At 72.3% G+C, this 25,796-nt stretch carries 18 protein-coding genes; 13 read left to right on the top strand and 5 right to left on the bottom strand.

All coding sequences use genetic code 11. From position 1 onward, the window contains the following. Positions 1-145: 145 nt before the first annotated feature. Complete coding sequence (locus tag D1J63_RS03325; RefSeq protein WP_125627647.1) at positions 146-544, top strand: DUF302 domain-containing protein; 399 nt, start codon at positions 146-148, stop codon at positions 542-544. Positions 545-1,031: 487 nt separating this feature from the next. Here D1J63_RS03325 and D1J63_RS03320 read toward each other — a convergent pair whose 3' ends face one another. The 3 genes from D1J63_RS03320 to D1J63_RS03310 form a co-directional block, all read right to left on the bottom strand. After that, positions 1,032-3,362, bottom strand: coding sequence for a heavy metal translocating P-type ATPase (locus tag D1J63_RS03320; RefSeq protein WP_125627646.1), 2,331 nt, complete (start codon positions 3,360-3,362; stop codon positions 1,032-1,034). 118 nt (positions 3,363-3,480) lie between these two features. Then, positions 3,481-5,007 carry a bifunctional aminoglycoside phosphotransferase/ATP-binding protein gene (locus D1J63_RS03315; RefSeq protein WP_125627645.1) on the bottom strand — a complete coding sequence of 509 codons (1,527 nt, stop codon included), beginning with the start codon at positions 5,005-5,007 and terminating at the stop codon, positions 3,481-3,483. Positions 5,008-5,191: 184 nt separating this feature from the next. After that, positions 5,192-6,184 carry a nitroreductase gene (locus D1J63_RS03310; RefSeq protein WP_125627644.1) on the bottom strand — a complete coding sequence of 331 codons (993 nt, stop codon included), beginning with the start codon at positions 6,182-6,184 and terminating at the stop codon, positions 5,192-5,194. Between the two features lie 431 nt (positions 6,185-6,615). On the opposite strand from D1J63_RS03310, the gene D1J63_RS03300 reads away from it, so the two are divergent. From D1J63_RS03300 to D1J63_RS03285, 4 genes are all read left to right on the top strand, one after another. After that, positions 6,616-7,257, top strand: coding sequence for a pyridoxamine 5'-phosphate oxidase family protein (locus D1J63_RS03300; RefSeq protein WP_232249377.1), 642 nt, complete (start codon positions 6,616-6,618; stop codon positions 7,255-7,257). Positions 7,258-7,425: 168 nt separating this feature from the next. Then, entirely contained in the window at positions 7,426-7,845 is a 420-nt protein-coding gene (panD, locus tag D1J63_RS03295) for an aspartate 1-decarboxylase (protein ID WP_125627642.1), read from the top strand. A gap of 33 nt (positions 7,846-7,878) precedes the next feature. Beyond that, positions 7,879-8,223: a GNAT family N-acetyltransferase gene (locus D1J63_RS03290; RefSeq protein WP_164416901.1), complete on the top strand. Its 345-nt coding sequence runs from the start codon at positions 7,879-7,881 to the stop codon at positions 8,221-8,223. Positions 8,224-8,255: 32 nt separating this feature from the next. After that, the gene (locus D1J63_RS03285) at positions 8,256-8,942 is read left to right on the top strand and encodes an aspartate/glutamate racemase family protein (protein WP_125627641.1); all 687 of its coding nucleotides are present in this window, start codon (positions 8,256-8,258) and stop codon (positions 8,940-8,942) included. A 785-nt stretch (positions 8,943-9,727) separates the two neighbouring features. Here the strand turns inward: D1J63_RS03285 and gndA are convergent. Continuing rightward, positions 9,728-11,170 carry an NADP-dependent phosphogluconate dehydrogenase gene (gndA, locus tag D1J63_RS03270; RefSeq protein ID WP_125627640.1) on the bottom strand — a complete coding sequence of 481 codons (1,443 nt, stop codon included), beginning with the start codon at positions 11,168-11,170 and terminating at the stop codon, positions 9,728-9,730. Positions 11,171-11,458: 288 nt separating this feature from the next. Here gndA and D1J63_RS03265 point away from each other — a divergent pair, with 288 nt between their 5' ends. Next, positions 11,459-12,736: a transglycosylase family protein gene (locus tag D1J63_RS03265; RefSeq protein WP_125627639.1), complete on the top strand. Its 1,278-nt coding sequence runs from the start codon at positions 11,459-11,461 to the stop codon at positions 12,734-12,736. Here D1J63_RS03265 and D1J63_RS03260 read toward each other — a convergent pair. Beyond that, positions 12,726-13,946, bottom strand: coding sequence for a DMT family transporter (locus D1J63_RS03260; protein WP_125627638.1), 1,221 nt, complete (start codon positions 13,944-13,946; stop codon positions 12,726-12,728). The two genes, D1J63_RS03265 and D1J63_RS03260, sit on opposite strands and share 11 nt — an antisense overlap. Before the next feature lie 228 nt (positions 13,947-14,174). Between D1J63_RS03260 and D1J63_RS03255 the strand changes: the two genes are divergently transcribed. From D1J63_RS03255 to D1J63_RS03225, 7 genes are all read left to right on the top strand, one after another. Further along, positions 14,175-15,035: a (2Fe-2S)-binding protein gene (locus tag D1J63_RS03255; protein WP_241235499.1), complete on the top strand. Its 861-nt coding sequence runs from the start codon at positions 14,175-14,177 to the stop codon at positions 15,033-15,035. Between the two features lie 37 nt (positions 15,036-15,072). Next, entirely contained in the window at positions 15,073-16,236 is a 1,164-nt protein-coding gene (gene glgA / locus D1J63_RS03250) for a glycogen synthase (RefSeq protein ID WP_125627637.1), read from the top strand. A gap of 50 nt (positions 16,237-16,286) precedes the next feature. Further along, a complete protein-coding gene (gene glgC, locus D1J63_RS03245) occupies positions 16,287-17,507 on the top strand; it encodes a glucose-1-phosphate adenylyltransferase (RefSeq protein WP_102927469.1) in 1,221 nt (406 codons plus the stop codon). A 154-nt stretch (positions 17,508-17,661) separates the two neighbouring features. Continuing rightward, a complete protein-coding gene (locus D1J63_RS03240; RefSeq protein WP_125627636.1) occupies positions 17,662-20,274 on the top strand; it encodes a PA14 domain-containing protein in 2,613 nt (870 codons plus the stop codon). 63 nt (positions 20,275-20,337) lie between these two features. Beyond that, positions 20,338-22,656 (top strand): GH92 family glycosyl hydrolase, encoded by a 2,319-nt coding sequence (locus tag D1J63_RS03235; RefSeq protein ID WP_125627635.1) that lies wholly within the window; start codon positions 20,338-20,340, stop codon positions 22,654-22,656. 187 nt (positions 22,657-22,843) lie between these two features. Continuing rightward, positions 22,844-24,184, top strand: a complete 1,341-nt coding sequence (locus D1J63_RS03230; RefSeq protein ID WP_125627634.1) for a wax ester/triacylglycerol synthase family O-acyltransferase — start codon at positions 22,844-22,846, stop codon at positions 24,182-24,184. A 103-nt stretch (positions 24,185-24,287) separates the two neighbouring features. Then, positions 24,288-25,790 (top strand): SDR family NAD(P)-dependent oxidoreductase, encoded by a 1,503-nt coding sequence (locus D1J63_RS03225; protein ID WP_125627633.1) that lies wholly within the window; start codon positions 24,288-24,290, stop codon positions 25,788-25,790. Positions 25,791-25,796 lie beyond the last annotated feature (6 nt).

Below are 25,796 nucleotides of genomic sequence, written 5' to 3'. Positions count from 1 at the left end.
GGTCCGCCCGTTGCCCGGCACCGACGGCCTCGGCCGAAGGAGAAGAAGTCGAGTGACGCGAAACCTCGCGACCTTCCCTCGCGGAGCGCGTGAAGAGGGCGCTCGTCGGGTACCCCGGTAGCCTCAGAAACCGGGAGGAAGCACCATGCGTTACGGTCGTACCGTCCAGGTGGAAGGTCCGTTCGATCAGGTGCAGCACGACGTCCGTCAGGCCCTGGCCGACCAGGGTTTCGGAGTCCTGACCGAGATCGACGTACAGGCGACTCTCAAGGCCAAGTTGGATGAGGACATGGAGCCCTACCTGATCCTCGGAGCCTGCAATCCGCCTCTGGCGCACCGAGCCCTGGAAGCCGACCGGTCCGTAGGGCTCCTGTTGCCCTGCAACGTCGTGGTCCGTGGCGACGGCGACCGAGTGGTCGTCGAGGCCATCGACCCCGGCACCATGGTCACCCTCACGGGCGTCGACGCCATGACGCCCGTGGCCGAGGAAGCCGGTCGCCGCCTCGACGCGGCACTGAACTCCCTCACACCTGCCGGGTCCTGACCGCACTCAGGTGCCGTGCATGACGCTGGGGCGTGGGCGTTGCCCGAGGCGAGGGACGGACCAAGGTCCATCTTCCTGGCGGTATCGACGTCACGGCGACGCCGAGGAACCGTCCTCACCGCGTGCGGGCTGACGTCGGCGTCGGCGACCCTCTCGGCGGACCACCGGGCGACGGACGGCGCCGTCGGGCCCGCTACCTCGCTGTGGTCGTCCGTCTCTTCCAGACTCCGGAGCACCTGTGAAAATGAACAGAACCGACGCACTCGAGCCGGCCGCAGGACGCGGCTTGCGGAACCTCGCTCAGAAGCTGCTGGACATCGTCGAGCGCGACATCGCGGCCACGCGACCCGTCTCAGGGTGAGTGAGGAGTTGAGCCACGTGACCGACAGCCAATGCGGCGCGGCGTTGCCCTGCGTCGACGAGTCGCTCTGCATCGTCGAGGCCGTCGACGCGTGCGAGCCCGGCATCCACCGGCGTGGGGCCCACGTCACGGGGCCAGGGAGAAGTAACTCTCCTCCTCCTGGGCGAAGTGCAGGCGCAGCACGGTGTTGAGGCCGTACAGGCAGGAGCGGAGGTCGTCCAGCTGTTCGGAGGCCAGGCCGCCGTTCGCGTGGGCGAGCTGCAGGTGGATGGCGATGCGGCGGGACAGACGTCCGATCTCGGTGTGCGCGCGGCTCATCGTCGCGGTGGACTCCGGGCCACCGAGCACCGGTGCCAGAGCCGGGTAGAGCTGATGCTCCTCGGCGTACTCGTGCGGCAGCAGTCGCTCGGTGAGCAGCCGGTGCGCCTCCTCGACGCTCGCGAGTGCCGACGGCTCGGGAACCCCGGAAAGGCGGTCCGCGGCGGCACGCACCGCCTGGAGGACATCCTGCAGGTCGTCGTGCTCGGCGGCGAACCGGTGGACGAGGGCTTCGGTGGCCGGTGCGAGGACCACTTGCTCGGCACGGCCGGCGCGCAGGGCCCGCAAGGCGTCGAGGATGACCGCGACGTCGATGCCCTCTTGCAGCAGGGCGCCGACGGCGGGCTGGATGAGGCCGAGAGCGGCCGCGGCCATCGCGGCCAGCGACAGCAGCATGCCTCCGAGGGCGCTCTGCACAGCGATACGGCGCGATCGCTGAGCGATGACAACGGCGTCGGCCAGGCGGTCGACGCGGTCGGTGGTGAGCACGATGTCGGCGGCTTCGGAGGACGCCGTGGAGCCCCGGGCACCCATGGCGACACCGATGTCCGCAGCGGCCAGGGCGGGTGCGTCGTTGACCCCGTCGCCGACCATCACCGTGACGGCGTGCCTGCGTTCGTCGCGCACGGCGGCCACCTTGTCGGCAGGAGCGAGTTCGGCGCGGACGCCGTCCAGTCCCAGAACGGCCGCCACCTCTTGAGCCGTGGCCGCTCGGTCGCCCGTGAGCATCACCAGTCGTCCGATGCCGGCGTCCCGGAGCCGACGCACGGCGTGCGGAGCGTCGCGGCGCAGGGGGTCACGCAGCAGGACGGCGCCGGTGAGGTGCTCGTCGACAGCGAGCCACGTCACGGTCGCTCCGTCGAGGAGGGCGCGGTTGTCGACCGCCTTCGCCCAGGCCGGCCGCGCCTGGGCGTCGTCGTCCCGACCGATGAAGACCCGGTGACCGTCGACGACGCCCCGGGCCCCGCGACCCGGCTCCTCCGTCACCTCGGTCGGCTCCGACAGCTCCAGCCCTCGCGTCCGAGCGGTGTCGACGATGGCCTGGGCCAACACATGGGGCGAGAACCGGTCCAGCGAGGCGGCCGTTCGCAAAACCTCCGCCGGCACGCGCCCCGGGGCGGCCACCACGTCCAGGACACAAGGACGGCCCACGGTCAGGGTCCCCGTCTTGTCCAGCAGGAGGGTGCGGGCCCGGCCCAGGTTCTCCAGTGCTCCACCGTCCCGGACGACCACACCGCGGCGAGAGGCACGGGAGAGACCGGAGACGACGGCGACCGGGGCGGCCAGCAGCAGGGGGCAGGGAGTGGCGACCACCAGTACGGCGACCGCGCGCACCGGGGAGCCACTGACCAGCCACGCCAGTGCCGCCGTGGCGAGGGCCAACGGAAGGAACCAGGCAGCGTACCGGTCCGCCAGCCGCACCACCGGCGCCGATTCCGCGCCGGCCTGCTGGGCGAGCCGCACGATGCCGGCGTAGGTGCTGTCCTGTTCGGTGGCGGTGGCGCGCAGGTCGAACGCGCCGCCGGCGTTGACCGCGCCGCTGCGCGCCACCTCACCCCGGTGCCGCGTGGCCTGGAGTGGTTCACCGGTGAGCACCGACTCGTCGAGGACCGCTTCGGCGCTTTCGACGCGGCCGTCGACCGGGACGACCTCACCCGGGCCGACGACCAGTGCGTCCCCGGCAGCGACCTCTCCCAGCGGCACCCCGACCACGTCGTCGTCGGTGCGACGTCGTGCCGAGCGGGGCGCGTGCGCGAGCAGGGAGTGCAGGTCGTGGGAGGCGCGACGCTGAGCGGCTTCCTCCAGGGTGCGGCCCGTGGCCAGCATGAGCGCGATCAAGGTCCCGGCCAGGTACTCACCGACGGCCAGGGTGCCCCCGAGCGCGAGTACGGCGATCAGGTCCACGCCCGCGTGCCCGCGCCGGAGTGCGACCAGTACCCAGCCCACCGCGGGGACGAAGGCGGACACGGTGCCCAGCCCCCAGAAGAGGTCCGCCAGGCCGGTGGCGTCGAGGAAATGGGCGACGCCCCCACCCGCCAGAGCCGCAGTCGTGACGACGAGGAGGCCGTGCTCGAGTCGGGGGGATGCGATGGCCGCCGGTGAGCGGCGCAGTCGCGCGACGAGGAGGAAGCGGTTCATGGGCACCTCGGTCCGTGCGGCGCGGCAACGTCGGTCGCTCCCTCCATGGAAGCGCGGCGTGCCCCCCTGGGCCAGTGACGATCGCCCTCCCACGGGGACGGTCGGACGTCGTCGTACGTCAGCCCGGCTCCATGTAGGGACGCCGGAACACCTTGGCCTGGTCCGAGCCCCAGGGCCGGACAGCTGCCAGAGCCTGGGCGACCGCGGAGCCCAGGGAGCCGCTGGTGTCGACGCCGACCGCCTCGGCCCAGGGCTGTTCTTCGGCCGCCATGGCGTCGGCCACGCCGGGATCGGCATCGGACGCGCCGGAGGTACGGGTGGTCAGGCGGGCAGCCGCTACCTCGCCCGGCACGTGGCAGTGCAGGGCCACGAGGTCCGCGCCGGCGATCTCGGCGGTGCGCCGCGCCGCCTCGCGCTGGTCCGAGTCGATCCACGTGGCGTCCAGAACCACGGATTCACCCCGGGCCATGAGAGCTGCTGCCCGGTCCAGCAGTTCGGCGTAGGTCCTGGCCGTCCACTCGGGGGTGTACAGCCCCTCGCCGTAGCCGGCCGCGGCGCTCTGCTGCACGGAGAGCCCCGCCATCTCCTTGCGCACACGGTCACTGCTGAGCAGCACCGCTCCGAGACGGTCGGCCAGCGCGCCGGACAGCGTGGACTTCCCGGTGCCCGGAAGTCCGGCGACGAGTGTCAGGCCGACGGCCGAGGCCCTCAGATGGCGCAGCGCCATCAGGACGAGCCGTCGCGCCGCCGCCTGCGCGCCGGGCGCGCCCTGCCGTGCCTGGATCATGGACACTTTGGCCCGGACGAAGGCACGGTAGGCGACGTAGTGGTGCCACAGGGACGGCGGTGCGGGGTCACCGGAGTATTCGCCGTACTGGGTGAGGAAGAACGCCGCGGATTCGGGTGCACCGAGCAGCTCGAGGTCCATGGCCAGGAACGCGGCGTCGTCGAGGCCGTCGACGTAGCGGAGACGGTCGTCGAACTCCAGGCAGTCAAGGATCCGCGGCCCGTCGTCGAGGCAGAAGATGTCGTCGGCGAGGAGGTCACCGTGCCCGTCGAGCACCCGGTCCTGTTCGATGCGGAGGTCGAACAGGGGCTTGCGTCCCTCGAGATAGCGGCGGACCAGCCGTTCGACCTCCGCCGTCTCACCCGGCGTCGGGCCCTCGGCCGCCATGGCGTCTACCTGAGCGAAGCCGGCCTCCCAGCGCGACGCCAGGGCGTCCCGTGTGCCCTGTTCCGCGATGGCGGGGCCCCGGGGTGCGGCGGCGTGCCAGGCGGCCAGTTGCCTGGCGACGGCCCGTAGGGCGTCGTCGACGGGTGCTCCCGTCCGTACGAGGTGAGACAGGCGGCGATCATCGGGCATGCGCCGCATCACCACGAGTGGCTCGGCCTCTTGTTCACCCGGGGTGCGGAGCTCGCCCAGGCCCATGTACACGTCCGGAGAGAACCGCCGGTTGAGTTCGATCTCCCGCTCGCACACGGCGCGACGCGACGACAAGGTGGTGTAGTCCAAGAAGCCCAGATTCACCGGCTTCTTGCGCTTGTACACGCGATCCCCCACGAAGAGGACCACCGCAGTGTGCGTCTCACAGACGTCCGCGCGCTGTGCCGCGGCCGGAGCCTCGCGGCGCCCCGGCTCAGGCACAACGAGCCTTTCGTGCGACAAGGCCCGCGCTGACGGTTGCTGACCTCACGAGGCAGCCTCCACTCCGTGTGACCATGGTGCTCTCTCCTTCTGAGGGGTACCTCACCGCCCTTCTTGCTGCATCCGGGCGCCGCCGACCCGGTGCATCGCCCGCGTGTCTGCCGTCCAGGGGAGCAAGCTCTCCTCAGCCGATACTCAGTACATCCGGCACGGGCCGGCGAGGCGTGGCCGGCCCTTTCGGCCCGTACCCCAGACGAAGCACCATCTGTACGTGGCCGACGCCCGAACCGGGATCCCGAGCCAGAAGGCGGAGCTCCCGGTCCTCCAGCGGATGCGAGGTCAAGGACGTGGACAGACCCGCCAGGGTGCTCTCCAGTAGAACGCGTTCCAGTGCCTGGCCGGCCATCAGCCAGTCCCTGGGGCCGTCACTGCGGGTACCGAGCAGGGCCAGATGGGGAGTGCGCTCGAAGGCGGCGCTCTCCCGGTCGGGCACCGGCGTGCGTCCGGAGAAGTCGCGCACCGGGGCCTTGCCGTCCCTCCTGCGCGGACCGAAGGCGTACGTGGGGACGCCGTCGACAGCCGTGTCCACCTCACTGCCGAGCCTGGTCCAGCGCACCATGTCCTCGTTCCCCTCCGCCCGCAGCAGGTCGCGACTCTCGGCATCGTGGACCAGTTCGAGCAGAGTCTCGACGTGCCACAGACCCGGGAAGAGCAAGGTCGCCCCTTCTCGTGCCGCGGCCGCCTGCAAGATGGCCCGGACGTCCCCGGGGATGTCTCTCTCGGAGAACGGGTAACGGCTTGTGCGTCGTTGTCGTATCGCCGGGTGCAGCCGCCACAGATCCTTCTCCTGCGGTGCCTCCGACAGATCGGCCAGCTGAACGGATGCGAGAAGAAGCGGGTCCAGCGGGTCGGGAAGCAATCGGGTACGTGGCACCAGAGACGCGTGCACCGCGGCGACGCGAAGGTTGAAGAGAGCCGCCCCGCAGCCGATGTGCAGCGCCCGGTTGCCGGGGTCGGACCGGGGCATGGCCCGATCCGGGTCGGCGCGCAACAGTACGAGACGTTCGGCTGCGAGGAACCGGAAACGCCACGGTTGCGCGTTGTGCATGGACGGGGCTGCCGTGGCTTCGGCCACCAAGGTGGTCACCGTCCGCCGGTCGAGTTGAACCTGAACCATGGAGCCCTCCTCGTGACCCCGCCGACGGCGCGGCCCTCCGGCCGGACATCAGGGTGCTGAGGTTGTCTTCCGTCGGCTTCCGTTCTGTGCTCGCGGCGCCCGCAGGACCGTGTCGCGGGTCGTCTCGGCGGCGACTTCATTCGCCACCTCCATTGTTCATCGAGCGTGCGGTCGGCGGGGAAGGCCGTACGGGCCACCCATCGGTTCCGCCTGGGCCCCCGGCCTGCGGGACCTTCGGCGCGCAGGTGTCCCGTGCGGAAACGGGTCCGGCTGCACGCCGTGCGGTGGACTCCGCCGCGGTTCACTGCGCTGGCGGACGGACGGTGCTTCTGCTCCCCTGGACGAAGGCGGAAAGAATGGAGTGGACAGTCGTGCACGCCGATCAAGAACGGTCAGGTGACGAGGCTCAGCCCTCTTCCGAGGCCGGCCGTATGGCCGACCGTATGGCGGTGCGGCGCCGGCAGTTGGGCATGTCTCGCGACGAGCTGGCCCGGCGAGCGGGCATGTCCACGACGTATTTGGGGGAGATCGAGAGTCGGGCCGGTGACTTCGACCCCGGGGCGCTCGCACGGCTCGCGGTCGTGCTGGAGATGCCCTACGAAGACCTGATGACCGGCCGGACCGACGCACCGCCGGGTCGGGGCGGGCCGGGCGCGCATCCGGTCCTGGTGCGGCTGTCCGAGCAGGAGTGCTGGCAGCGGCTGGGAACACACGGCATCGGCCGCATCTCCTACACGGTGGGCCCGGGCAAGGAAGCTCCGGTGGTGGTGCCGGTCAACTTCCTCGTGGACGGGCGAAGCGTCGTCTACCGCACGGATCCGGCCGGCGTGGCGGGCATCCGCGCCGGAGAGCCGGTTGCCTTCGAGGTCGATCACGTCGACGAGCAGACCGGCTCGGGCTGGAGCGTCCTGCTGTCGGGCACGGCCGAGCACCCGACCGAACACGAGTCGCTGGAGGCCCTGGCCCGAAGGCGCGGGGCCGGCCCCTGGGCGGGGGGTAGACGAGACTTGTGGGTCCGTGTCCTGCCGCACCAGGTCAGTGGCCGCGTCATCCAGTCCCTACGGGAAGCGTAGGCGCCGCCCGTGTCCGCCGGTCCGCGTCCGACGCGGGTTTCGGGCCCTGCGCACCAGGGGTCCGGTTCTGCGGATGCGCGGCAGGTGAGCGCGAGGGGTGTCGGTGTAGAGTGAGCCACGCCCCTGACCTGCAGAAAGCGGCGGGGAGCCGTCACCTAGGAGTCCAAAGTGCTGCGCACTGTTCTCAAGTCCAAGATCCACCGCGCCACCGTCACCCAGGCCGACCTGCACTACGTCGGCTCGGTGACCATCGACGCCGATCTGCTGGACGCCGCCGATCTGTTGCCCGGTGAGCTGGTGCACATCGTGGACATCACCAACGGGGCCCGGCTCGAGACCTACGTCATCGAGGGGGAGCGCGGGTCCGGCGTGATCGGGATCAACGGGGCCGCGGCCCACCTCGTGCACCCCGGTGACCTGGTGATCCTCATCAGCTACGCGCAGGTCGAGGACGCCGAGGCGCGGGCGTTGAAGCCCCGGGTCGTGCATGTGGACGGCGACAACCGTATCGTCGCCCTGGGTGCCGACGCGTCCGAGCCGGTGCCGGGCTCGGACCAGGAACGCAGCCCTCAGGCCGTGTCGGCCTGACGTACCGATCCCGCAGGGACGAGGAGCGTGGCCGTGAGTGACATCGAGATCCGTGACGACCGGGCCGCCGGGCGGCTGAGGGCGATCGCGGCCGACGAGGTGGTCGGCCGCATCGAGTACTTCGTGCTCGACGCCCCCGAGCGCGCCCTCGTCCCCGTCCACACGATCGTCGAACCGGCCCACGAGGGCCAGGGCATCGCCGGTTCGCTGGCGCGTGAGCTGTACGGCATCGCGCGGCGGGAGGGCGTCACGGTCGCTCCGCTGTGCCCGTACGTCGTGAAGTGGGCCGAGCGTCACCCGGACGAGGCGCCCGCCGCCGACCCGGAGCTGCTGCGTGCGGCGAAGGAGTGGCTCGTCGCGCACCCCGGGCTGTTCTGACCCTGCGCCGGAGAGATCTACGGGGGACGCGCGTGCTGGCGCTCCTGCACACCTCGGCCGTTCACGTGCCGGTCTTCGACGCGCTGCGTGACGCGGCGCATCCGGGGCTCGCCCTGCGGCACCACGTCGACGCCGGGCTGCTGGAGCGGGCGCGCGGCGAGGGGCCCGACGCGGTGGCCGACGCCGTCGTGGCCGTGCTGGAGCGGGCGGTGGCGGAAGGGGCGCGCGCCGTGCTGTGCACCTGCTCCACCCTTGGCGGCGTCGCCGAGGCAGCCGCCGCCGAGGTCGGCGTCCCGGTGCTCCGCGTCGACCGGCCGATGGCCGCCGCCGCGGTGGCCATCGGCCCGCGTGTGCTCGTCCTCGCCGCCCTGGAGAGCACCCTCGCTCCCACGGCGGCCCTGATCGAGGAGGAGGCCCGGCGCGCGGGCCGTCCCGTGACGGTGCGGACCCGGCTGGTGGACGGCGCCTGGCCGCGGTTCGAGGCCGGCGACACCGACGGATATGTGCGACGGGTGACCGAGGCGGCCGACTCCGTGACCGACGCGGACGTGATCGTGCTGGCTCAGGCGTCCATGGCACCCGCCGGCGAGTCGACGAGGACCCGCGTCCCGGTGCTGGCCAGCCCCGCGCCGGGACTGGCCGCCGCCGCGGCGGTGGCGGTGGCGGCTCGACCGGGGCGCCCGGGTCAGGTCGTCCCGGACCTTCCGGGTCATGGGTGAGCCCGGGGCAGCCGTAGCGTCGGGGTCGTCCCGCGAGCCCAGGGCATCCCAGGCGTCCGGGGCGTCCGGCAAGCCCGGGACATCCATAGCGTCCGGGGCATCCGGCAAGCCCGGCGCATCGGCAGCGTCCGGGGCGTCGGGCCAGTGCGGCGCGTCCGGGGCGTCCAGGTCATCGGGACCAGCTGTACCCGCTGTATCCGCTGTACGCGCCGTACCCGCTGCCCCGGCTGGGCCGCCCGGGCCCGGGCCCTCGTACAGAAGGGTGAGTGGGGCGGCAGCGCTCGGGTAGGCGGGGGACAAGTCCAGAGAGCCGACGTCGACCGACTGGCCGGAGGACAGCGCCATGACGAACCCGTATCCGGATCCCGTCCCGCCCGGTCCCACCCCGGGGCCCGCTCCCGGCCCGGACCCGGAACCCCCGCATCCGCAGCCCGACCCGGCGACGCCGCCGGTCCCCGGCCCGGAACCGAGCCCGCCGCCTCCGCCCCCCGGCCCCGGTCCGGAACCCACGCCGCAGCCTCCCGGCCCCGGACCGCAGCCCACCCCTCAGCCTCCCGGCCCCGGACCGCAGCCCACCCCTCAGCCTCCCGGCCCCGGACCACAGCCGACGCCTCCGCCCCCGGGCCCCGGACCGCAGCCGCCGCCCGATCCCCCCGGGCCTCCAGGGCCCTCGCCGTCGCCGATTCCGCCGGGGCCCGAGCCCGTGCCCAACCCCGAGCCGGGGCCGCCCCTCACCTGAGCGAAGGGTGGGCCGGGCCCGGGGAGGGGCGGACCCGGGAGAGCGACTACGCGGTGACCTCCGACCGGTCCCCGCCCCACAGCGTGTGGAACGCGCCGTCCCGGTCCGTCCTGCGGTACGTGTGCGCCCCGAAGAAGTCCCGCTGCCCCTGGGTCAGCGCGGCGGGGAGCCGCTCGGCGCGCAGGGCGTCGTAGTAGGCGAGGGCGGCGGCGAAGCCGGGGGTGGGTACGCCCTGCCGGGTCGCGGCGACCAGGACCTCGCGCCAGTCGTCCTGCGCCGCGGCGATCTCCTGGGCGAAGGTCTCGTCCGACAGCAGGCTCGGCAGGTCCGGCCGGGCGTCGTACGCGGCCCGGATCCGGTCCAGGAAGGCCGCGCGGATGATGCAGCCGCCGCGCCAGATCGCGGAGACCGCGCCCAGGTCGATGTCCCAGTCGTACTCCTCGCTGCCCGCCGCGATCTCGTGGAAGCCCTGCGTGTACGACACGATCTTCGACGCGTACAGCGCCTGCTCCACCCGGTCGGCGAAGGCCGCCGCCTCCGACTCGCCGAGCGGTGACGCCTTCGGGCCCGCCAGGCCGCGCGACGCCTCGCGCAGAGCCGCGTGACCGGAGAGGGAGCGGGCGAAGACGGCCTCCGCGATGCCGGACACCGGCACCCCCAGGTCCAGGGCGATCTGCACGGTCCAGCGACCGGTGCCCTTCTGTTCCGCCTGGTCGACCACCACGTCCACGAACGGCTTGCCCGTCGCCGCGTCCACGTGCGACAGCACCTCCGCCGTGATCTCGATCAGATACGAGTCCAGACGGCCGGTGTTCCAGGTGCGGAAGATCTCCGCGATCTGCGCGGGGGAGTATCCGGCGACGTCACGCAGCAGCTGGTACGCCTCGCCGATCAGCTGCATGTCGGCGTACTCGATGCCGTTGTGCACCATCTTCACGAAGTGCCCCGCGCCGTCCGGGCCGACGTGTGTGACGCACGGCGCCCCGTCCGCGGCCTGCGCCGAGATCTTCTCCAGCATCGGGCCCAGCGATTCGTACGACTCCTTCGAGCCGCCCGGCATGATGCTCGGGCCGTGCAGCGCGCCCTCCTCGCCGCCGGAGATGCCGGTGCCCACGAAGTGGATCCCCTGCTCGCGCAGTTCGCGCTCCCGGCGCCGGGTGTCGGCGAAGTGCGCGTTGCCACCGTCGATGATCATGTCGCCGGGCTCCAGGAGCGGGGCGAACTCCCGGATCACCGCGTCGGTCGGGTCACCGGCCTTCACCATGATCACCAGGCGGCGCGGCCGTTCCAGCGCCGCCACGAACTCCTTCGCGGTCTCCGTCGCGACGAAGGCGCCCTCGCTCCCGAACTCCTCCACCAGCGCGTGCGTGCGCGACGCGGTCCGGTTGTGCACCGCGACCGTATAGCCGTTGCGGGCGAAATTGCGCGCGAGGTTGCGGCCCATGACCGCGAGACCCGTGACGCCGATCTGCGCTGTAGTGCTGCTCATTGCGTTGGCTCCTAGTGACCTTGGTGTCTGTGGTGCCCGTGTGCGCCAGTATCGCCAATTCCGCCGCTCGACCATGCTGACGTGCCGGTACGCCGGTCGCACTTCGTGCTTCCAGGACTCCAGTACGGCGGGGAGGGCGCCGGTGCCTCAGCGGACGGACACCTCGTCCGGCCAACGGCCGCCCGATCCCGGCCACTCGGGGCGCCAACCGGCCGGTTGCCGTCTTGTCATGGCCTGTTCGCGGCGCTTACTTTTGCCGCTCCTGACGCAATGTCGAGGGGGACCTCCATGGCCGTACGCGGCCGGCACCGCCGGTATCAGCCGAACAGGATCAACCGCGCTTCACTGACCGTCACCGCGGGGGGCGCGGGGCTGGCCCTCCCCCTGGTCGGTACCGGCACGGCCCACGCGGCCGACGCGGCGACCTGGGACAAGGTCGCCGCCTGCGAGTCCACCGACGACTGGGACGTCAACACCGGCAACGGCTACTACGGCGGGCTGCAGTTCACCCAGTCCACCTGGGAGGCCTTCGGCGGCACCCGGTACGCGCCCCGCGCCGACCTCGCCACCAGGGAACAGCAGATCGCCGTCGCCGAGACGGTGCTGGACGTGCAGGGCCCCGGTGCCTGGCCGGTGTGCTCGCAGCGCGCCGGACTGACCCGCGGCGGCGGCTCGCCCGACCTCCGGCCGGCCGGGGGAGCGGGGGCGGAGAAGTCACGCGGGGAGTCCGCCGGCAAGCCCGCGGCCGGAGCCGGGAAGAAGGCCGACCCGGTCAAGGACGTCCAGCCGCAGACCACACCGCAGTCCCGGGCGGGGAAGGCCCGTATGTACACGGTGGTCACCGGCGACACCCTCTCCGGCATCGCCGACGCCCACGAGGTCCGGGGCGGCTGGCAGCGCCTGTACCAGGCCAACCGCGGCGCGATCGGATCCGACCCCGACCTGATCCTGCCCGGCCAGCGGCTGTCACTGCGCGGCGAGGGGGCCACCAAGACATCCCGCGCCCAGCCCGGAAAGCAGGCCGAGCAGGAGAAGCAGCGGAAGCAGGAGAAGCAGCAGCAGAAAGAGCAGAAGCAGCCGAAGCGGCAGGAGCAGCAGAAGGCGCCGAAGAAGTCGTCCCCCGACAGCGGCAGGACCGAGGCCGGCAAGGCCCCCACCCACCGAGCCGTCGTGGCCCCGGTCGACGCCGCCACCGGCACGCCGTATCACAAGGCGGGTTCTTCCTGGTCCAAGGGCTATCACACCGGCGTCGACTTCCCGGTCCCGACCGGCACCTCCGTCAAGTCGGTCGCGGCGGGCCGGGTCGTCAGCGCGGGGTGGGGCGGTTCGTACGGCTACCAGGTGGTGGTCAGGCACGGCGACGGCCGCTACTCCCAGTACGCGCACCTCTCGGCGATCTCCGTGAAGGCCGGTCAGTCGGTGGGCGTCGGTCAGCGCCTCGGCCGCTCCGGCTCCACGGGCAACGTCACGGGCCCGCATCTGCACTTCGAGGTGCGGACCGGGCCCGGCTTCGGTTCGGACGTCGACCCGGTGGCGTACCTCCGGGCCGGCGGTGTCAGGATCTGATCCGGACCCGCCGGCGGCCGAGTATGGGCGGCGGGACGAACGGACCGCCGTAGAAGGGGCCGTAGGAGAGCGTCGTGTCCGCGCTCTCCACCGGAATCCGGGCGTCGTACGCCTCCGCCGCGGGTGCGGTGTCCGGAACCGGCGATGCCGCCGGGGAGGGCACGAGGACCTTGGCCGGCGCCCGGGCCGCCCGCACCGACGCGGCCGGCGCCGGCCCGGGCGTCACGGCCCCGACCGCTGCCGCTCCGGCCGCCACGAGTCCCGCAGGGACCTCGGCCCCCAAGGAGCCCTCGGTCCCCAAGGAGTCCTCGGTCCCCAGAGAGTCCTCGGTCCCCGAGGGGTCCGCGACCGGGGCCGCGGCCCTGCCGGCGCCGGTGCCCTCGCGCGCGATCCGCTCCGTCGTCAGCATGATCAGCCCGCCGGCGGCCACCACACCGCAGCTCAGGGCGAGCGCCGTGCCGGTCGTGCCGTAGCGGAACGTCTCGCCGAACATCGTGATGCCGACCACGGCGGCCACCACCGGGTTCACGACCGTCAGCGTGGCCAGCGGGGCGGCGAGTCCGGCGCCGCGGTAGGAGGCCTGCGAGAGCACCATGCCGGCGGTGGCGAGTACGCCGATCACGGCCAGCGACGGCAGGTCGGCGGCGGACACCCCGCCGGTCCAGTCGACCGCGACCGTCTTGGTGAAGACCGAGGACATGCCGAAGGCGATGCCGGACGCGGTCGCCAGCAGGATGCTGCGGACCGCCGGATGCCGGTGCGCGGCCCGGCCGGCGATCATCAGCGCCACGACCGCACCGCCGGTGACCAGCGCCGCCCCGACCCGCTGTGCCGTGTCGAGCGACTGCGCGTCGGAGGCCCCGACCAGGGACAGCAGACCGGCGAGACCGACCGTGGCCATCAGCGCGCCCCGCCAGGCGGTCGCACCGGCCCTGCGGCCCACGAAGATCGCCGCCATGGGCAGCGCGAACACGATGGTGAGCGCTCCCAGCGGCTGCACCAGACTCAGCGGACCCAGCGCGAGGGCGACGACGTGCAGCAGACCGCCGAGGCCGTTGAGGCCGACCGCCGCCCACCAGCCGGGGCGGCGCAGCGGAGCGTACTGGGCACCCGGTGACGACGCCGCGACCTGCTCCTGCACGATCGCCCCGCCCGCGTACGCCACGGCGGAGACGAGCGACAGGAGCACGGACAACGCGAGGGCGCTCATCGGCTGCTCCTCTGCGTGAGGCGGGGGCGCTGGGCCCGGCGCGGCGAACTGTCGTCATCCATGAACAACACGATGCCGTCTCAGGGTCTTCCCGTCGTCGTCCCTGAGCATTCTTTGGGTCCTACTGCCGATGGAGTACGAAGGCGTCGCCGTCCTCCCCAGGGTGGGCGACTTCCGACCCCGACCCCTGGCCCAGCCCCCCCAAGGGCCCTGATACTACTGCTCCCCGTGGACCTCGACCTCGGCCTCGATCCCGGCCTCTCGGCCCTCCGCCCGCTCGGCGGCTTCTCCGTCCTGCGCACGTCGCGGCCGCCGTCGCCGCCCCGGCGGCCGGCCGCCGCCGCACCCCTCGCGCACGCCTACGCGCTCGGCCACGGCAACGCACTCGCACCCGCCCACGCACTCGGGGACGGAACCGCGGCCGGACCCGGGGACGGGGTGCCGGAGGCCGGTGTCCCGGTCGAGGCCGACCCGCTGGACTTCCGGGTCCGGAAGGTCGCCGCCGCCCTCGGCACCGCGGAGACCCGCGTCGCCGCCTCCGTGGCCCACCAGGGACTGGCTGCCCGCCTGTGGTCGGTGACGCTGGCCTGCGCCGCCCTCTACGGCGCCGTCCCCGGCCTCGACCCGCGCCTGCTGTGCTGGGATTCCGACGCCACCGCCCCCGACGACCTGTGGCTCACCGAGGTGCACCCGCTGCCGGGGGACGCCGCCACCGTCGCGGACGTCGTGCTCACCGCCCACCTGGCGCCCCTGACCGCCGCCGTGCGCACCCGGTACGGCGTGGCGGCCGGTCTGCTGTGGGGCAACGCGGCCTCCGCCCTGGCCGGCGCCGGACGCGAACTGGACCGCTGGGCCCGCCGCCACGGCCGTACGGACACCGCGACCCGCGCCCGGTCGCTGACCGCCGACCTGTTCGCGCACCCCCTGCTGGCCGCGACCGGGGCCCTCGCCGCTGCCCCGGACATCTCGTTCCGGCGCCGCAGCTGCTGCCTCTACTACCGGGTGCCCGGAGCCGGGGTCTGCGGGGACTGCTGCTTCTCCCGTCCCCCGGGGCTCCCGCGCTCTTCCCCAGGCGCCCGCTCTGGGTGACCATGAGGGAACCAGCCGCCGAGACGGGAGGTTCCGGGTGCGCGTGGGACTGCTGACCCGTGAGTTCCCGCCGGACGTCTACGGCGGCGCCGGAGTCCACGTCGAGTTCCTCGCCCGGGAGCTCGCCCGCCTCGTCGACCTGGACGTGCACAGCTGGGGCGAGGGGCGCACCGACGGCGTCGTGCGGCACCGCCCCTGGTCCGCGCTGGACGGCGGCAACGACGCGCTGCGCACCTTCTCCGTGGATCTCGCGATGGCCGCCGCCCTCGAAGGGCGGGACCTGGTGCACTCCCACACCTGGTACGCCAACCTCGGCGGTCACCTCGCCAAGCTCCTGTACGGCGTCCCGCACGTGATGACCGCCCATTCCCTGGAGCCCCTGCGCCCCTGGAAGGCCGAGCAACTCGGCGGCGGTTACGCGCTGTCCGGCTGGGCCGAGCGCACCGCGTTCGAGGCGGCCGACGCGGTGATCGCCGTCTCCGGCGCCATGCGCGAGGACATCCTCGACTGCTACCCGGCCCTCGACGCCTCCCGCGTCCACGTCGTGCACAACGGCATCGACACCCGGCTCTACCGGCCGGACCCCGACACCGACGCACTGGACCGGATCGGCCTGGACCGCTCCCGCCCGTACGTCCTGTTCGTCGGGCGCATCACCCGCCAGAAGGGCGTGCCCCACCTGCTGCGCGCGGTGCGGGGCATCGACCCGGCCGCGCAGGTCGTGCTGTGCGCGGGCGCCCCGGACACCCCCGGGATCGACCAGGAGTTCCGCGACCTCTTCGCCGAACTGGGCCGTGCCCGTGAGGGCGTGCACTGGATCCCGCGCATGCTGCCGCGCCCGGAGGTGATCCAGCTCCTGACGCACGCCGCCGTCTTCGTCTGTCCCTCCGTGTACGAGCCCCTCGGCATCGTCAACCTGGAGGCGATGGCCTGCGGCACTCCCGTGGTGGCCTCCCGGGTGGGCGGGATCCCCGAGGTCGTGGCCGACGGCGAGACGGGGGTACTCGTACCGCGGGAGGACGGCGCGGACGACGACTTCGAGGCGGGTCTCGCGCGCGCACTGGACTCCGTGCTCGGCGACCCGGCGGCCGCCCGGCGGATGGGCGAGGCGGGCCGGACGCGCGCGGTGGAGGAGTTCGGCTGGGACGCGGTCGCGCGCCGCACGGTCCGGCTCTACGAGGAGATCCTCAAGCGGGCTTGAGCCGTCCCGCCCGGGGCGGCCGAGGGTGAACGACGGTGAGGGGAGCGGCCATGCGTCGTGGAGGTCCTTCGGTGCTCGGCATCGTGCTGGCGGGCGGAGAGGGCAAACGCCTGATGCCCCTGACCGCGGACCGCGCCAAACCCGCGGTCACCTTCGGCGGAACCTACCGGCTCGTCGACTTCGTGCTGTCCAACCTGGTCAACGGGGACATCCTGCGGATCTGCGTGCTCACCCAGTACAAGTCGCACTCCCTGGACCGGCACATCACCACCACCTGGCGGATGTCCAGCCTGCTCGGCAACTACGTCACCCCCGTCCCCGCCCAGCAGCGCCTCGGCCCGCGCTGGTTCCTCGGCAGCGCCGACGCCATCCTGCAGTCCCTGAACCTGGTGCACGACGAACAGCCCGAGTACGTCGCCGTCTTCGGCGCCGACCACGTGTACCGGATGGACCCGCGCCAGATGCTCGCCCAGCACATCGAGTCCGGAGCGGGCGTGACCGTCGCGGGGATACGGGTCCCGCGCGCCGAGTCGCCGTCCTTCGGCGTGATCACGCCCGGCTCCGACGGGCAGACCGTCACCGGCTTCCTGGAGAAGCCGGCCGACCCTCCCGGTCTCGCCGACGACCCCGGGTGCGTCTTCGCCTCGATGGGCAACTACGTCTTCACCACCAAGGCCCTCGTCGAGGCCCTGCACCGGGACGCCGAGGACGAGAACTCCGTGCACGACATGGGCGGTTCGATCCTGCCCCGGCTCACCGACCGGGGCGAGGCAGCGCTGTACGACTTCAGCGCCAACCACGTGCCGGGGGAGACCTCCCGGGACCAGGGCTACTGGCGGGACGTGGGCACGCTGGACGCCTACTACGACGCGCACATGGACCTGATCGCCGAGCGGCCCGCCTTCAACCTCTACAACCGGGACTGGCCGATCTACACCCACTCCACCCAGCTCTCGCCGGCGCGCTTCAACGCCGGCGGCATCGCCAGCGAGTCGATCATCAGCGCGGGCTGCCTGATCCGGGGTCAGGTCACCCGGTCCGTGCTCTCCCCGGGCGTGGTGGTCGACCCGGGCGCGGTCGTGCAGGGCTCGGTACTGCACGACAACGTGCACATCGGCCGGGGTGCGGTGGTGCGCGGGGCGGTGCTGGACAAGAACGTGGAGGTGCCGCCGGGTGCGACGATCGGCGTCAACCCGCAGCGGGACGGGGAGCTGTACACCGTCTCCAAGGGGGGCGTGATCGCACTGGGCAAGGGGCAGCGGGTGCCGTGACGGACGGACCGTCCGGGGCGTTGTCAGCGTTGTCATGTCCCTGGACGCCAAGCGGAATCCGTGTTGTCATGCCACTGCACATCCGCAGTTACATCGATGTATGACATCGATGTCCTGAGCCATCAGCCACCACCCGTTCTCGAGGAGAGGGTCAGTGCGCACCAAACGACTCAGAGACAGACTCGCCCTGTTGCTGGCCGCCGCGCTCGGCGTCGCGGGCCTGGCCGCCGTCCCGGCCGCGGCCGACACCGACGGCACCGCGGAGATCCACGGCCTGAAGGGCGAGTACTACACCCAGTCCGCCCCCGGCGCCTTCGACTTCCACGAGCTCAGGGCCACCGGCTTCGACCCGCGGCTCGACTTCGACACCCTGGAGCCGCGACTCGCCTTCGCCACCGGGCAGTCGGACGACGTGAGCGTCCGCTGGACCGGCAAGCTCGTCCCGGAGAAGACCGGAGCCCACACCTTCTCGATCATCGGCGACAACGGCTTCCGCCTCTGGATCGGCGGACAGCTCGCCATCGACCACTGGGTCGACGACTGGGACCGCGAACAGACCGCCCAGCCCATCGAGCTGACGGCCGGTCAGTCCTACGACATCAAGCTGGAGTACTTCGAGCACTACGGCGGCTCCAACCTCCACCTGCGCTGGACCGAGCCCGGCGGCAGCAAGGAGGCGATCCCGCAGTCGGCGTTCCGCCTGCCCGACGGCTTCGACTACAACGGCGCGACGGCGACCACCGTCCAGTCCACCGGCCGCACCCTCAAGCTCGACTTCGCGAGCCCGCTGGCCGCGCCCCCGGCCGGCCTCACCGACCACCTCGAAGCGGTGATCGGCGGCGCCACGTGGCCGCTCGGCGAGACGAAGCTGGACCCCGCCGACCCGAGCGCCCTGCTCGTCGCCCTGGACCAGCCCGTCGTCGGCAACAAGGACGGCGACGCCCCCGGCACCGCCGACGTCCGCTACGACGGCGAAGGCGGCCTCACCGACACGGAAGGCAACGTTGTCAACGCCTTCTGGAGCAGCGGTGGCAACAAGTCCACCTACGAGCTGAGCACCGACTGGGCCGACGAGGTCGGGCCGGACAACGCCCTGCCGGAGTACCCGCGCCCGCAGCTGGCCCGCGACGACTGGCAGAACCTCAACGGCCGCTGGCAGTTCGCCGCCGCCGAGGCGGGCGAGCAGCCGCCGGTCGGCAAGAACCTCAAGGAGCGCATCCTCGTCCCGTACCCGGTGGAGTCCCAGCTCTCCGGCATCCAGCGGCACGAGGACCGCATGTGGTACCGGCGTACCTTCACCGTGCCCCGCGACTGGCACATCGGCTCCTCCCAGCGGCTCAAGCTGAACTTCGGCGCCGTCGACTGGCAGTCCGAGGTGTACGTCAACGGCGTCAAGGTCGCCGACCACAAGGGCGGTTACGACAAGTTCAGCGCCGACGTCACCGACGCCCTCAAGCCCGGCCGCACCCAGGAGCTGATCGTCGGCGTCTACGACCCGACCGACGCGGCCAACGGCGAGAACCCGCCGCTCGGCAAGCAGCGCCTGGACCCGAGCGGCATCTGGTACACACCCAGCTCCGGCATCTGGCAGACCGTCTGGATGGAACCGGTCGCCCGGGACCATGTGGACTCCCTGAAGCTCACCCCGCACGTCGACGGCGCGGCGAGCACCCTGACCGTCGAGCCGAAGGGCGTGCGCGACGGCGTACGCGTCAAGGCCACGGCGTACGCCGGGCACCGCAAGGTCGCCACGGTGAGCGGCCGCACCGGTGAGCCGCTGACGCTGAAGATCCGCGACCCGCACCTGTGGTCGCCGGACGACCCGTTCCTGTACGACCTGAAGGTCACCGTGGGACACGACCGGGTCGACAGCTACTTCGGCATGCGCTCCATCGCCGTCGAGAAGGTCAACGGCGTCCCGCGCACCATGCTCAACGGGAAACCGACCTTCCTGATGGCCACCCTCGACCAGGGCTTCTGGCCCGACGGACTGCACACCGCGCCCACCGACGAGGCCCTCGCGTACGACCTGAAGCTGCACAAGCAGCTCGGCTTCAACTCGGTGCGCAAGCACATCAAGGTCGAGCCCGACCGCTGGTTCTACTGGGCCGACCGGCTGGGCCTGCTGGTGTGGCAGGACATGCCCGCGATGACCGCCGGGAAGAACCCGTCCACGGCCGCCCGCGCCGAGTACGAGCGGGAGATGAAGGAGATGATCGACGAACACGTCAGCCACCCGTCGATCATCATGTGGGTCACCTTCAACGAGGGCTGGGGCCAGTACGACATCGGCCGCGTCGCCGAGCAGGCCAAGGCCTGGGACCCGACCCGGCTCGTCAACAACCAGTCGGGCCTGAACCTCGGGGCCGACGGCGGCGCCGGCGACATCATGGACGAGCACGGCTACCCGAGCCCCGCCCTGCCGCCAGCCCCGGACGGCGAACGCGCCCTGGTCTCCGGCGAGTACGGCGGCCTCGGCCTCGCGGTGCCCGGACACGCCTGGTCCGTGCAGCAGTCGTACGTGGACGTGGACCCGCAGACGTACACGGACGACTACCTCACCAAGCTCGACGAGGTGCGCGCCCTGGTCTGCCGGGGCGGCAACGGCGCCGTCTACACCCAGATCTCGGACGTCGAAGGCGAGCTGAACGGCCTGACGACGTACGACCGCAAGGTGCTCAAGCCGGACGTCGAGCGGGTGAGGTCCGCCCACGAGGCGCTCATCCACGACGCGTCCCAGCCCGTCCCGGCGGGCTGCACCGCCTGATCACCCGCGCCCACCAGAAGAACAACCGCACGACACCGCAGACCTTCCGGAGGTCACCCGCACATGAGAGCCACCCGGCGTCTGCGGCTGTGCGTGGCCGGGGTGGTGGCAGCGTCCGCGCTGCTCACCGCCCCGGCGGCGCAGGCCGCCCCGACGACCGACCAGAACCTGACCGACCTCGTGAACCCGTTCATCGGAACCGAGAACGAGGGCAACACCTACCCCGGCGCCGCCGTGCCCTTCGGCATGGTGCAGTTCTCGCCGGACACCGGCCACAACACCGGCTACGACCACTCCGACACCCGCATCCGCGGCTTCTCCCTGGTCCACCTCTCCGGCGTCGGCTGCGGGCTCGGCGGCGACCTGCCGGTGCTGCCGACCACCGGCGACGTCACCGAGACCGACTACGCGAAGTACGCCGCCTCCTTCAGCCACGACGACGAGGAGGCGGGCCCCGGCTACTACCGGGTCGGCCTCGACTCCGGCGTCGAGGCGGAACTGACCGCCACCGAGCGCACCGGCGTGCAGCGCTACACCTTCCCGGCCACCGACAAGGCCAACGTCCTGCTCAACGCCGGCCAGTCGCTGCACAAGAACATCTCGACCGAGGTCGAGGTCCTGGACAGCCGCACCGTGCGCACCGCGATCACCGGCAGCGGCTTCTGCCAGGACACGAAGCCGTACACCGTCTACACGATCACCCGCTTCGACCGTCCCTTCGCCTCCTACGGCACCTGGGACGACGGCACCGTGACCGCTGGCGCGAAGACCGGCGGCGACGGCGCCTACGTCCGCTTCGACACCACGAAGGACCGCACCGTCGAGGCCACCACCGCGCTGTCCTACGTGGACGCGCGCGGCGCCGCGCTCAACCTGCGCGCCGAGGGCGGGCGCTCCTTCGACGCCGTGCGCCGGGGTGCCGACCGCACCTGGGAGAAGCGGCTGGAGGACGTCCGGGTCCGGGGCGGCGACGACACCCTGCGCCGCACCTTCTACTCGTCCCTGTACCGGTCCTTCCTCGCGCCGAACATCGGCAGCGACGTCGACGGCCGCTACACCGGCTGGGACCAGCGGATCCACCGCGCCAAGGGCTTCACGTACTACCAGAACTGGTCCCTGTGGGACACCTACCGCACCCAGTCCCAGCTCCTCGCCCTGCTCGCGCCCCGCGAGGCCCGCGACATGGCCATCTCCGTCATCAAGATCGACGAGGAGAGCGGCTGGCTGCCCAAGTGGGGCTACGGCACCGTCGAGACCAACATCATGACGGGCGACCCGGTGACCCCCTTCCTCACCAACGCCTACCAGCAGGGTCTGCTGCACGGCTGGGAGGAGCGGGCCTACCGGGCGCTGAAGAAGAACGCCGACGGCGTCCCGCCCACCGACTCGCCGGCCGTCGGGCGGGAGGCCAACCGCGAGTACCTCGCCGACGGATTCGCGCCGTACGTCAAGGGCCGCCCGCACGCCAAGCCGGGCGACTCCGACTACGACCACGGCGCTTCCGCCACCCTGGAGTACGCCCTGTCCGACGCCATGCTCTCCCGCATGGCCCGCGACCTCGGCCACGAGGCGGACGCGAAGCGGTACGCCGAGCGTGCCCAGAGCTACCGCAACGTCTTCGACCCCTCGACCGGCTTCTTCCGCGCCCGTGACGCCGAGGGCGCCTTCACCGGACCGGCCGACCCGGCGCAGAGCGAGGGCTTCCACGAGGGCACGTCCTGGCAGTACCAGTGGCTCGTGCCGCAGGACCTGCCCGGCATGATCGACCTCATCGGCGGGACCGAGGCGGCGAACGCGCGGCTCGACTCCTTCTTCGCCTACGACCGGCTCCTCGCCGACCCGGCGAAGACCGCCCGCGAGGTGTGGGTGAACGGGCCGTACGACTACTACAACGCCGACAAGTACAACCCGCAGAACGAGCCCGACCTCATCGCCCCCTACACCTACCTGTCGACCGGGCAGCCCTGGAAGACGACCGACGTGGTGCACGCGGCACTCACCCTGTTCACGGACACGCCGACCGGCATGACCGGAAACGACGACCTCGGGACCATGTCCGCCTGGAACGTCCTGTCCTCGATCGGGATCTTCCCGATCCAGCCCGGATACGACACCTGGGGCCTGTCCACCCCGGTCTTCGACCGCGTCGACCTCACCCTCGACCGCCGCTACTACCCGCGCGGCGCCCTGACGATCACCGCGCCCGGCACCTCGGACACCGACCGGTACGTCCAGTCGGCCCGCACCGACGGCGCGCCCTACGCCCGGACGTGGCTGACGACGGACGCCCTGCGGTCCGTGCGGTCGCTCGCGTTCACGGTCGGCCCGCAGCCGTCCGGGTGGGGAACCTCGCCCGAGGCGGTGCCGCCGCCGCTGACGTGAGGTGAGGTGAGCACAGACGCCCCATGAGTCACAGCAGTCCCGCCCCTGTCCCGAGGGGCGGGACTTTAATCTCCTGTTAACTGTGCGTAGCTTGATCGTACTTGACCGTAATCGTCGGAGAGCGATTGACTGCTTGTCCACCCGTTGTCCATTCGCCGCCCACGCGTCGTCCTTGCGAGGCAAGCCCTTGACTCCCGATCCGCTCGCTCCCCTCGACCTGGCGTTCTGGAACATCGAGTCCGCCGAGCACCCCATGCACCTGGGCGCGCTCGGCGTCTTCGAGGCCGACTCGCCCACCGCGGGCGCCCACGCCGCGGACCTGCTCGCGGCCCGCGCCCCCGCGGTCCCCGGACTGCGGATGAGGATCCGGGACACCTGGCAGCCGCCGCTGGCCCTGCGGCGGCCGTTCGCGTTCGGCGGCGCCACCCGCGAGCCCGACCCCCGCTTCGACCCGCTCGACCACGTGCGGCTGCACGCCCCGGCCACGGACTTCCACGCCCGGGCGGGACGCCTCATGGAACGTCCGCTGGAGCGCGGCCGGCCGCCGTGGGAGGCACACGTGCTGCCGGGCGCGGACGGCGGGACCTTCGCCGTGCTCTTCAAGTTCCACCACGCCCTGGCCGACGGCCTGCGCGCCCTGACCCTCGCCGCCGGGGTCCTCGACCCGATGGACCTGCCCGCGCCCCGGCCCCGCCCCGAGCCGCCGCGGCGCGGACTCGTGCCGGACGTGCGCGCGCTGCCCGACCGGTTGCGCGACGCCCTGTCCGACGCGGGGCGCGCGCTCGACATCGGTGCCGCCGCGGCGCTGTCCACCCTCGACGTGCGCTCCTCGCCCGCGCTCACCGCCGAGTCCTCCGGCACCCGCCGGATCGCGGGCGCGGCCGTCGACCTCGACGACGTGCACCACGTCCGCAAGACCACCGGCGGCACCGTCAACGACGTGCTGATCGCGGTCGTCGCCGGCGCCCTGCGCCGCTGGCTGGACGAGCGCGGCGACGGCAGCGAGGGCGTCGCGCCCCGGGCGCTCATCCCCGTCTCCAAGCGCCGCCCGCGCACCGCCCACCCCCAGGGCAACCGGCTCTCCGGATACCTGATGCGGCTACCCGTCGGCGACCCCGACCCGCTCTCCCGCCTCGGTACGGTCCGCGCCGCCATGGACCGCAACAAGGACGCCGGCCCCGGCCGCGGCGCCGGAGCCGTCGCCCTGCTCGCCGACCACGTGCCGGCGCTCGGCCACCGGCTCGGCGGGCCGCTGGTGTCGGGGGCCGCCCGGCTCTGGTTCGACATCCTGGTCACCAGCGTGCCCCTGCCCAGCCTCGGGCTGCGGCTCGGCGGACACCCGCTCACCGAGGTCTATCCGCTGGCGCCGCTGGCCCGCGGCCACTCCCTCGCGGTGGCCGTCTCGACGTACCGCGGGCAGGTGCACTTCGGCCTGGTCGCCGACGGGAAGGCGGTGCCGGACCTCGACCGGTTCGCGCTCGCGGTGACCGAAGAGGTGGAGACCTTGCTCACGGCCTGCCGTCCCTGACCCCGTCGGGTTTGGATCCGCGCCGCGCGCTGAATAAAATCCGCTGTTCGACAGCGGTCGCCTCCCGGAGCGCCGCAACGGTGACCAGGGAACGGCAACGGCGATGACGGTGACACAGGACGGCTCGGCGACCACGGACGAGGTGGCCGCCTCCGCGCACGGCCCCGGCATCGACCCCGAACGGCTCGCCGTCTGCCTCGACGTGCTCAGGGAACTCGACGAGCTGGACGTCGACCACCCCGACGCGATCACGGTCCGCCGGGCCACCTCGCACATCTACCGCATGGTCAAGCAGCGCCGCCGCCAGGAGCGCCGCGCCGCCAAGACCGCCCACGACAAGGCGGTCACCGAGGCCACCGCCACCGGCTCCGCCGAGCGCATCGACGACGAGACCGAAGGCCTGCTGCCCTCCTCCCGCACCGAGGAGGGCACGATCGCCGGGATACTCCAGCGCCCCCGCTCCTGCTACATCTGCAAGCAGCGCTACGTCGAGGTCGACTACTTCTACCACCAGCTCTGCCAGGACTGCGCCGCCGAGAACCGGGCCCGCCGCGACGCCCGCGCCGACCTGACCGGCAAGCGCGCGCTGCTCACCGGCGGCCGCGCCAAGATCGGCATGTACATCGCGCTCAGGCTGCTGCGCGACGGCGCGCACACCACGATCACCACCCGTTTCCCCAAGGACGCCATCCGCCGCTTCAAGGCGATGGACGACTCCGCCGACTGGATGCACCGCCTGGAGGTCGTCGGCATCGACCTGCGCGACCCCGCCCAGGCCGTCGCTCTCGCCGAGCAGGTCGCGGAGCAGGGACCGCTCGACATCCTGATCAACAACGCCACCCAGACCGTGCGGCGTCTCCCGTCCGCGTACGCGGCGCTGGTCGAGGGCGAGAGCGCCCCGCTGCCCGCCGGTGAACTCCCCGCCCACCACGTCATCGGCGCCTTCAACTCCGGCGCGGTGGACGGCCTGGCGGCGCTGCCGCTGGGCGCCTCGGGCCTCGACGCGCAGAAGGTGGCCGACCTCGCCCTGGTCGCCGGCAACGCCAGCGTCGTCCGGCACCGCGAGGGCACCGCCATCGACGCGGGCGGCCTGGTCCCCGACGTCGTCGACTCCAACACCTGGGTCCAGACCATCGAGCAGATCTCGCCGGTGGAACTGCTGGAGACCCAGCTGTGCAACTACACGTCGCCGTTCATCCTCATCAGCGCGCTGCGCGCGTCCATGGCCGAGGCCGCGCGCAAGGCGTCGTCGGGACGCGCCTACGTCGTCAACGTCTCGGCGATGGAGGGCGTGTTCGCGCGCGGCTACAAGGGTGCCGGTCACCCCAACACCAACGCCGCCAAGGCGGCCATGAACATGGTGACCCGGACCAGCGCCCAGGAGATGTTCGACACCGACCGGATCCTGATGACCTCCGTCGACACCGGCTGGATCACCGACGAGCGTCCGCACTACGACAAGCTGCGCCTGGCCGAGGCCGGCTTCCACGCCCCGCTCGACCTGATCGACGGCGCCGCCCGCGTCTACGACCCCGTCGTACGGGGCGAGGCGGGTGAGGACCTGTACGGCGTCTTCCTCAAGGACTACGCGCCCGGCAAGTGGTGACGGGGC

The organism is Streptomyces sp. KPB2 (assembly GCF_003950055.1).
Lineage (GTDB): Bacteria > Actinomycetota > Actinomycetes > Streptomycetales > Streptomycetaceae > Streptomyces > Streptomyces salinarius.
The sequence above is the reverse complement of the archived record's forward strand: the minus strand, read 5'-3'. Positions and strand labels throughout refer to the sequence as shown.

Excerpts from the sequence above, each read along its gene's own strand:
- D1J63_RS03325 (WP_125627647.1), top strand. The coding sequence starts at position 146 with ATGCGTTACGGTCGTACCGTCCAGGTGGAAGGTCCGTTCGATCAGGTG.
- D1J63_RS03320 (WP_125627646.1), bottom strand. The coding sequence starts at position 3,362 with ATGAACCGCTTCCTCCTCGTCGCGCGACTGCGCCGCTCACCGGCGGCC.
- D1J63_RS03310 (WP_125627644.1), bottom strand. The coding sequence starts at position 6,184 with ATGGTTCAGGTTCAACTCGACCGGCGGACGGTGACCACCTTGGTGGCC.
- D1J63_RS03300 (WP_232249377.1), top strand. The coding sequence starts at position 6,616 with ATGGCCGACCGTATGGCGGTGCGGCGCCGGCAGTTGGGCATGTCTCGC.
- gndA (WP_125627640.1), bottom strand. The coding sequence starts at position 11,170 with ATGAGCAGCACTACAGCGCAGATCGGCGTCACGGGTCTCGCGGTCATG.
- D1J63_RS03265 (WP_125627639.1), top strand. The coding sequence starts at position 11,459 with ATGGCCGTACGCGGCCGGCACCGCCGGTATCAGCCGAACAGGATCAAC.
- D1J63_RS03260 (WP_125627638.1), bottom strand. The coding sequence starts at position 13,946 with ATGAGCGCCCTCGCGTTGTCCGTGCTCCTGTCGCTCGTCTCCGCCGTG.
- glgC (WP_102927469.1), top strand. The coding sequence starts at position 16,287 with ATGCGTCGTGGAGGTCCTTCGGTGCTCGGCATCGTGCTGGCGGGCGGA.
- D1J63_RS03235 (WP_125627635.1), top strand. The coding sequence starts at position 20,338 with ATGAGAGCCACCCGGCGTCTGCGGCTGTGCGTGGCCGGGGTGGTGGCA.
- D1J63_RS03225 (WP_125627633.1), top strand. The coding sequence starts at position 24,288 with ATGACGGTGACACAGGACGGCTCGGCGACCACGGACGAGGTGGCCGCC.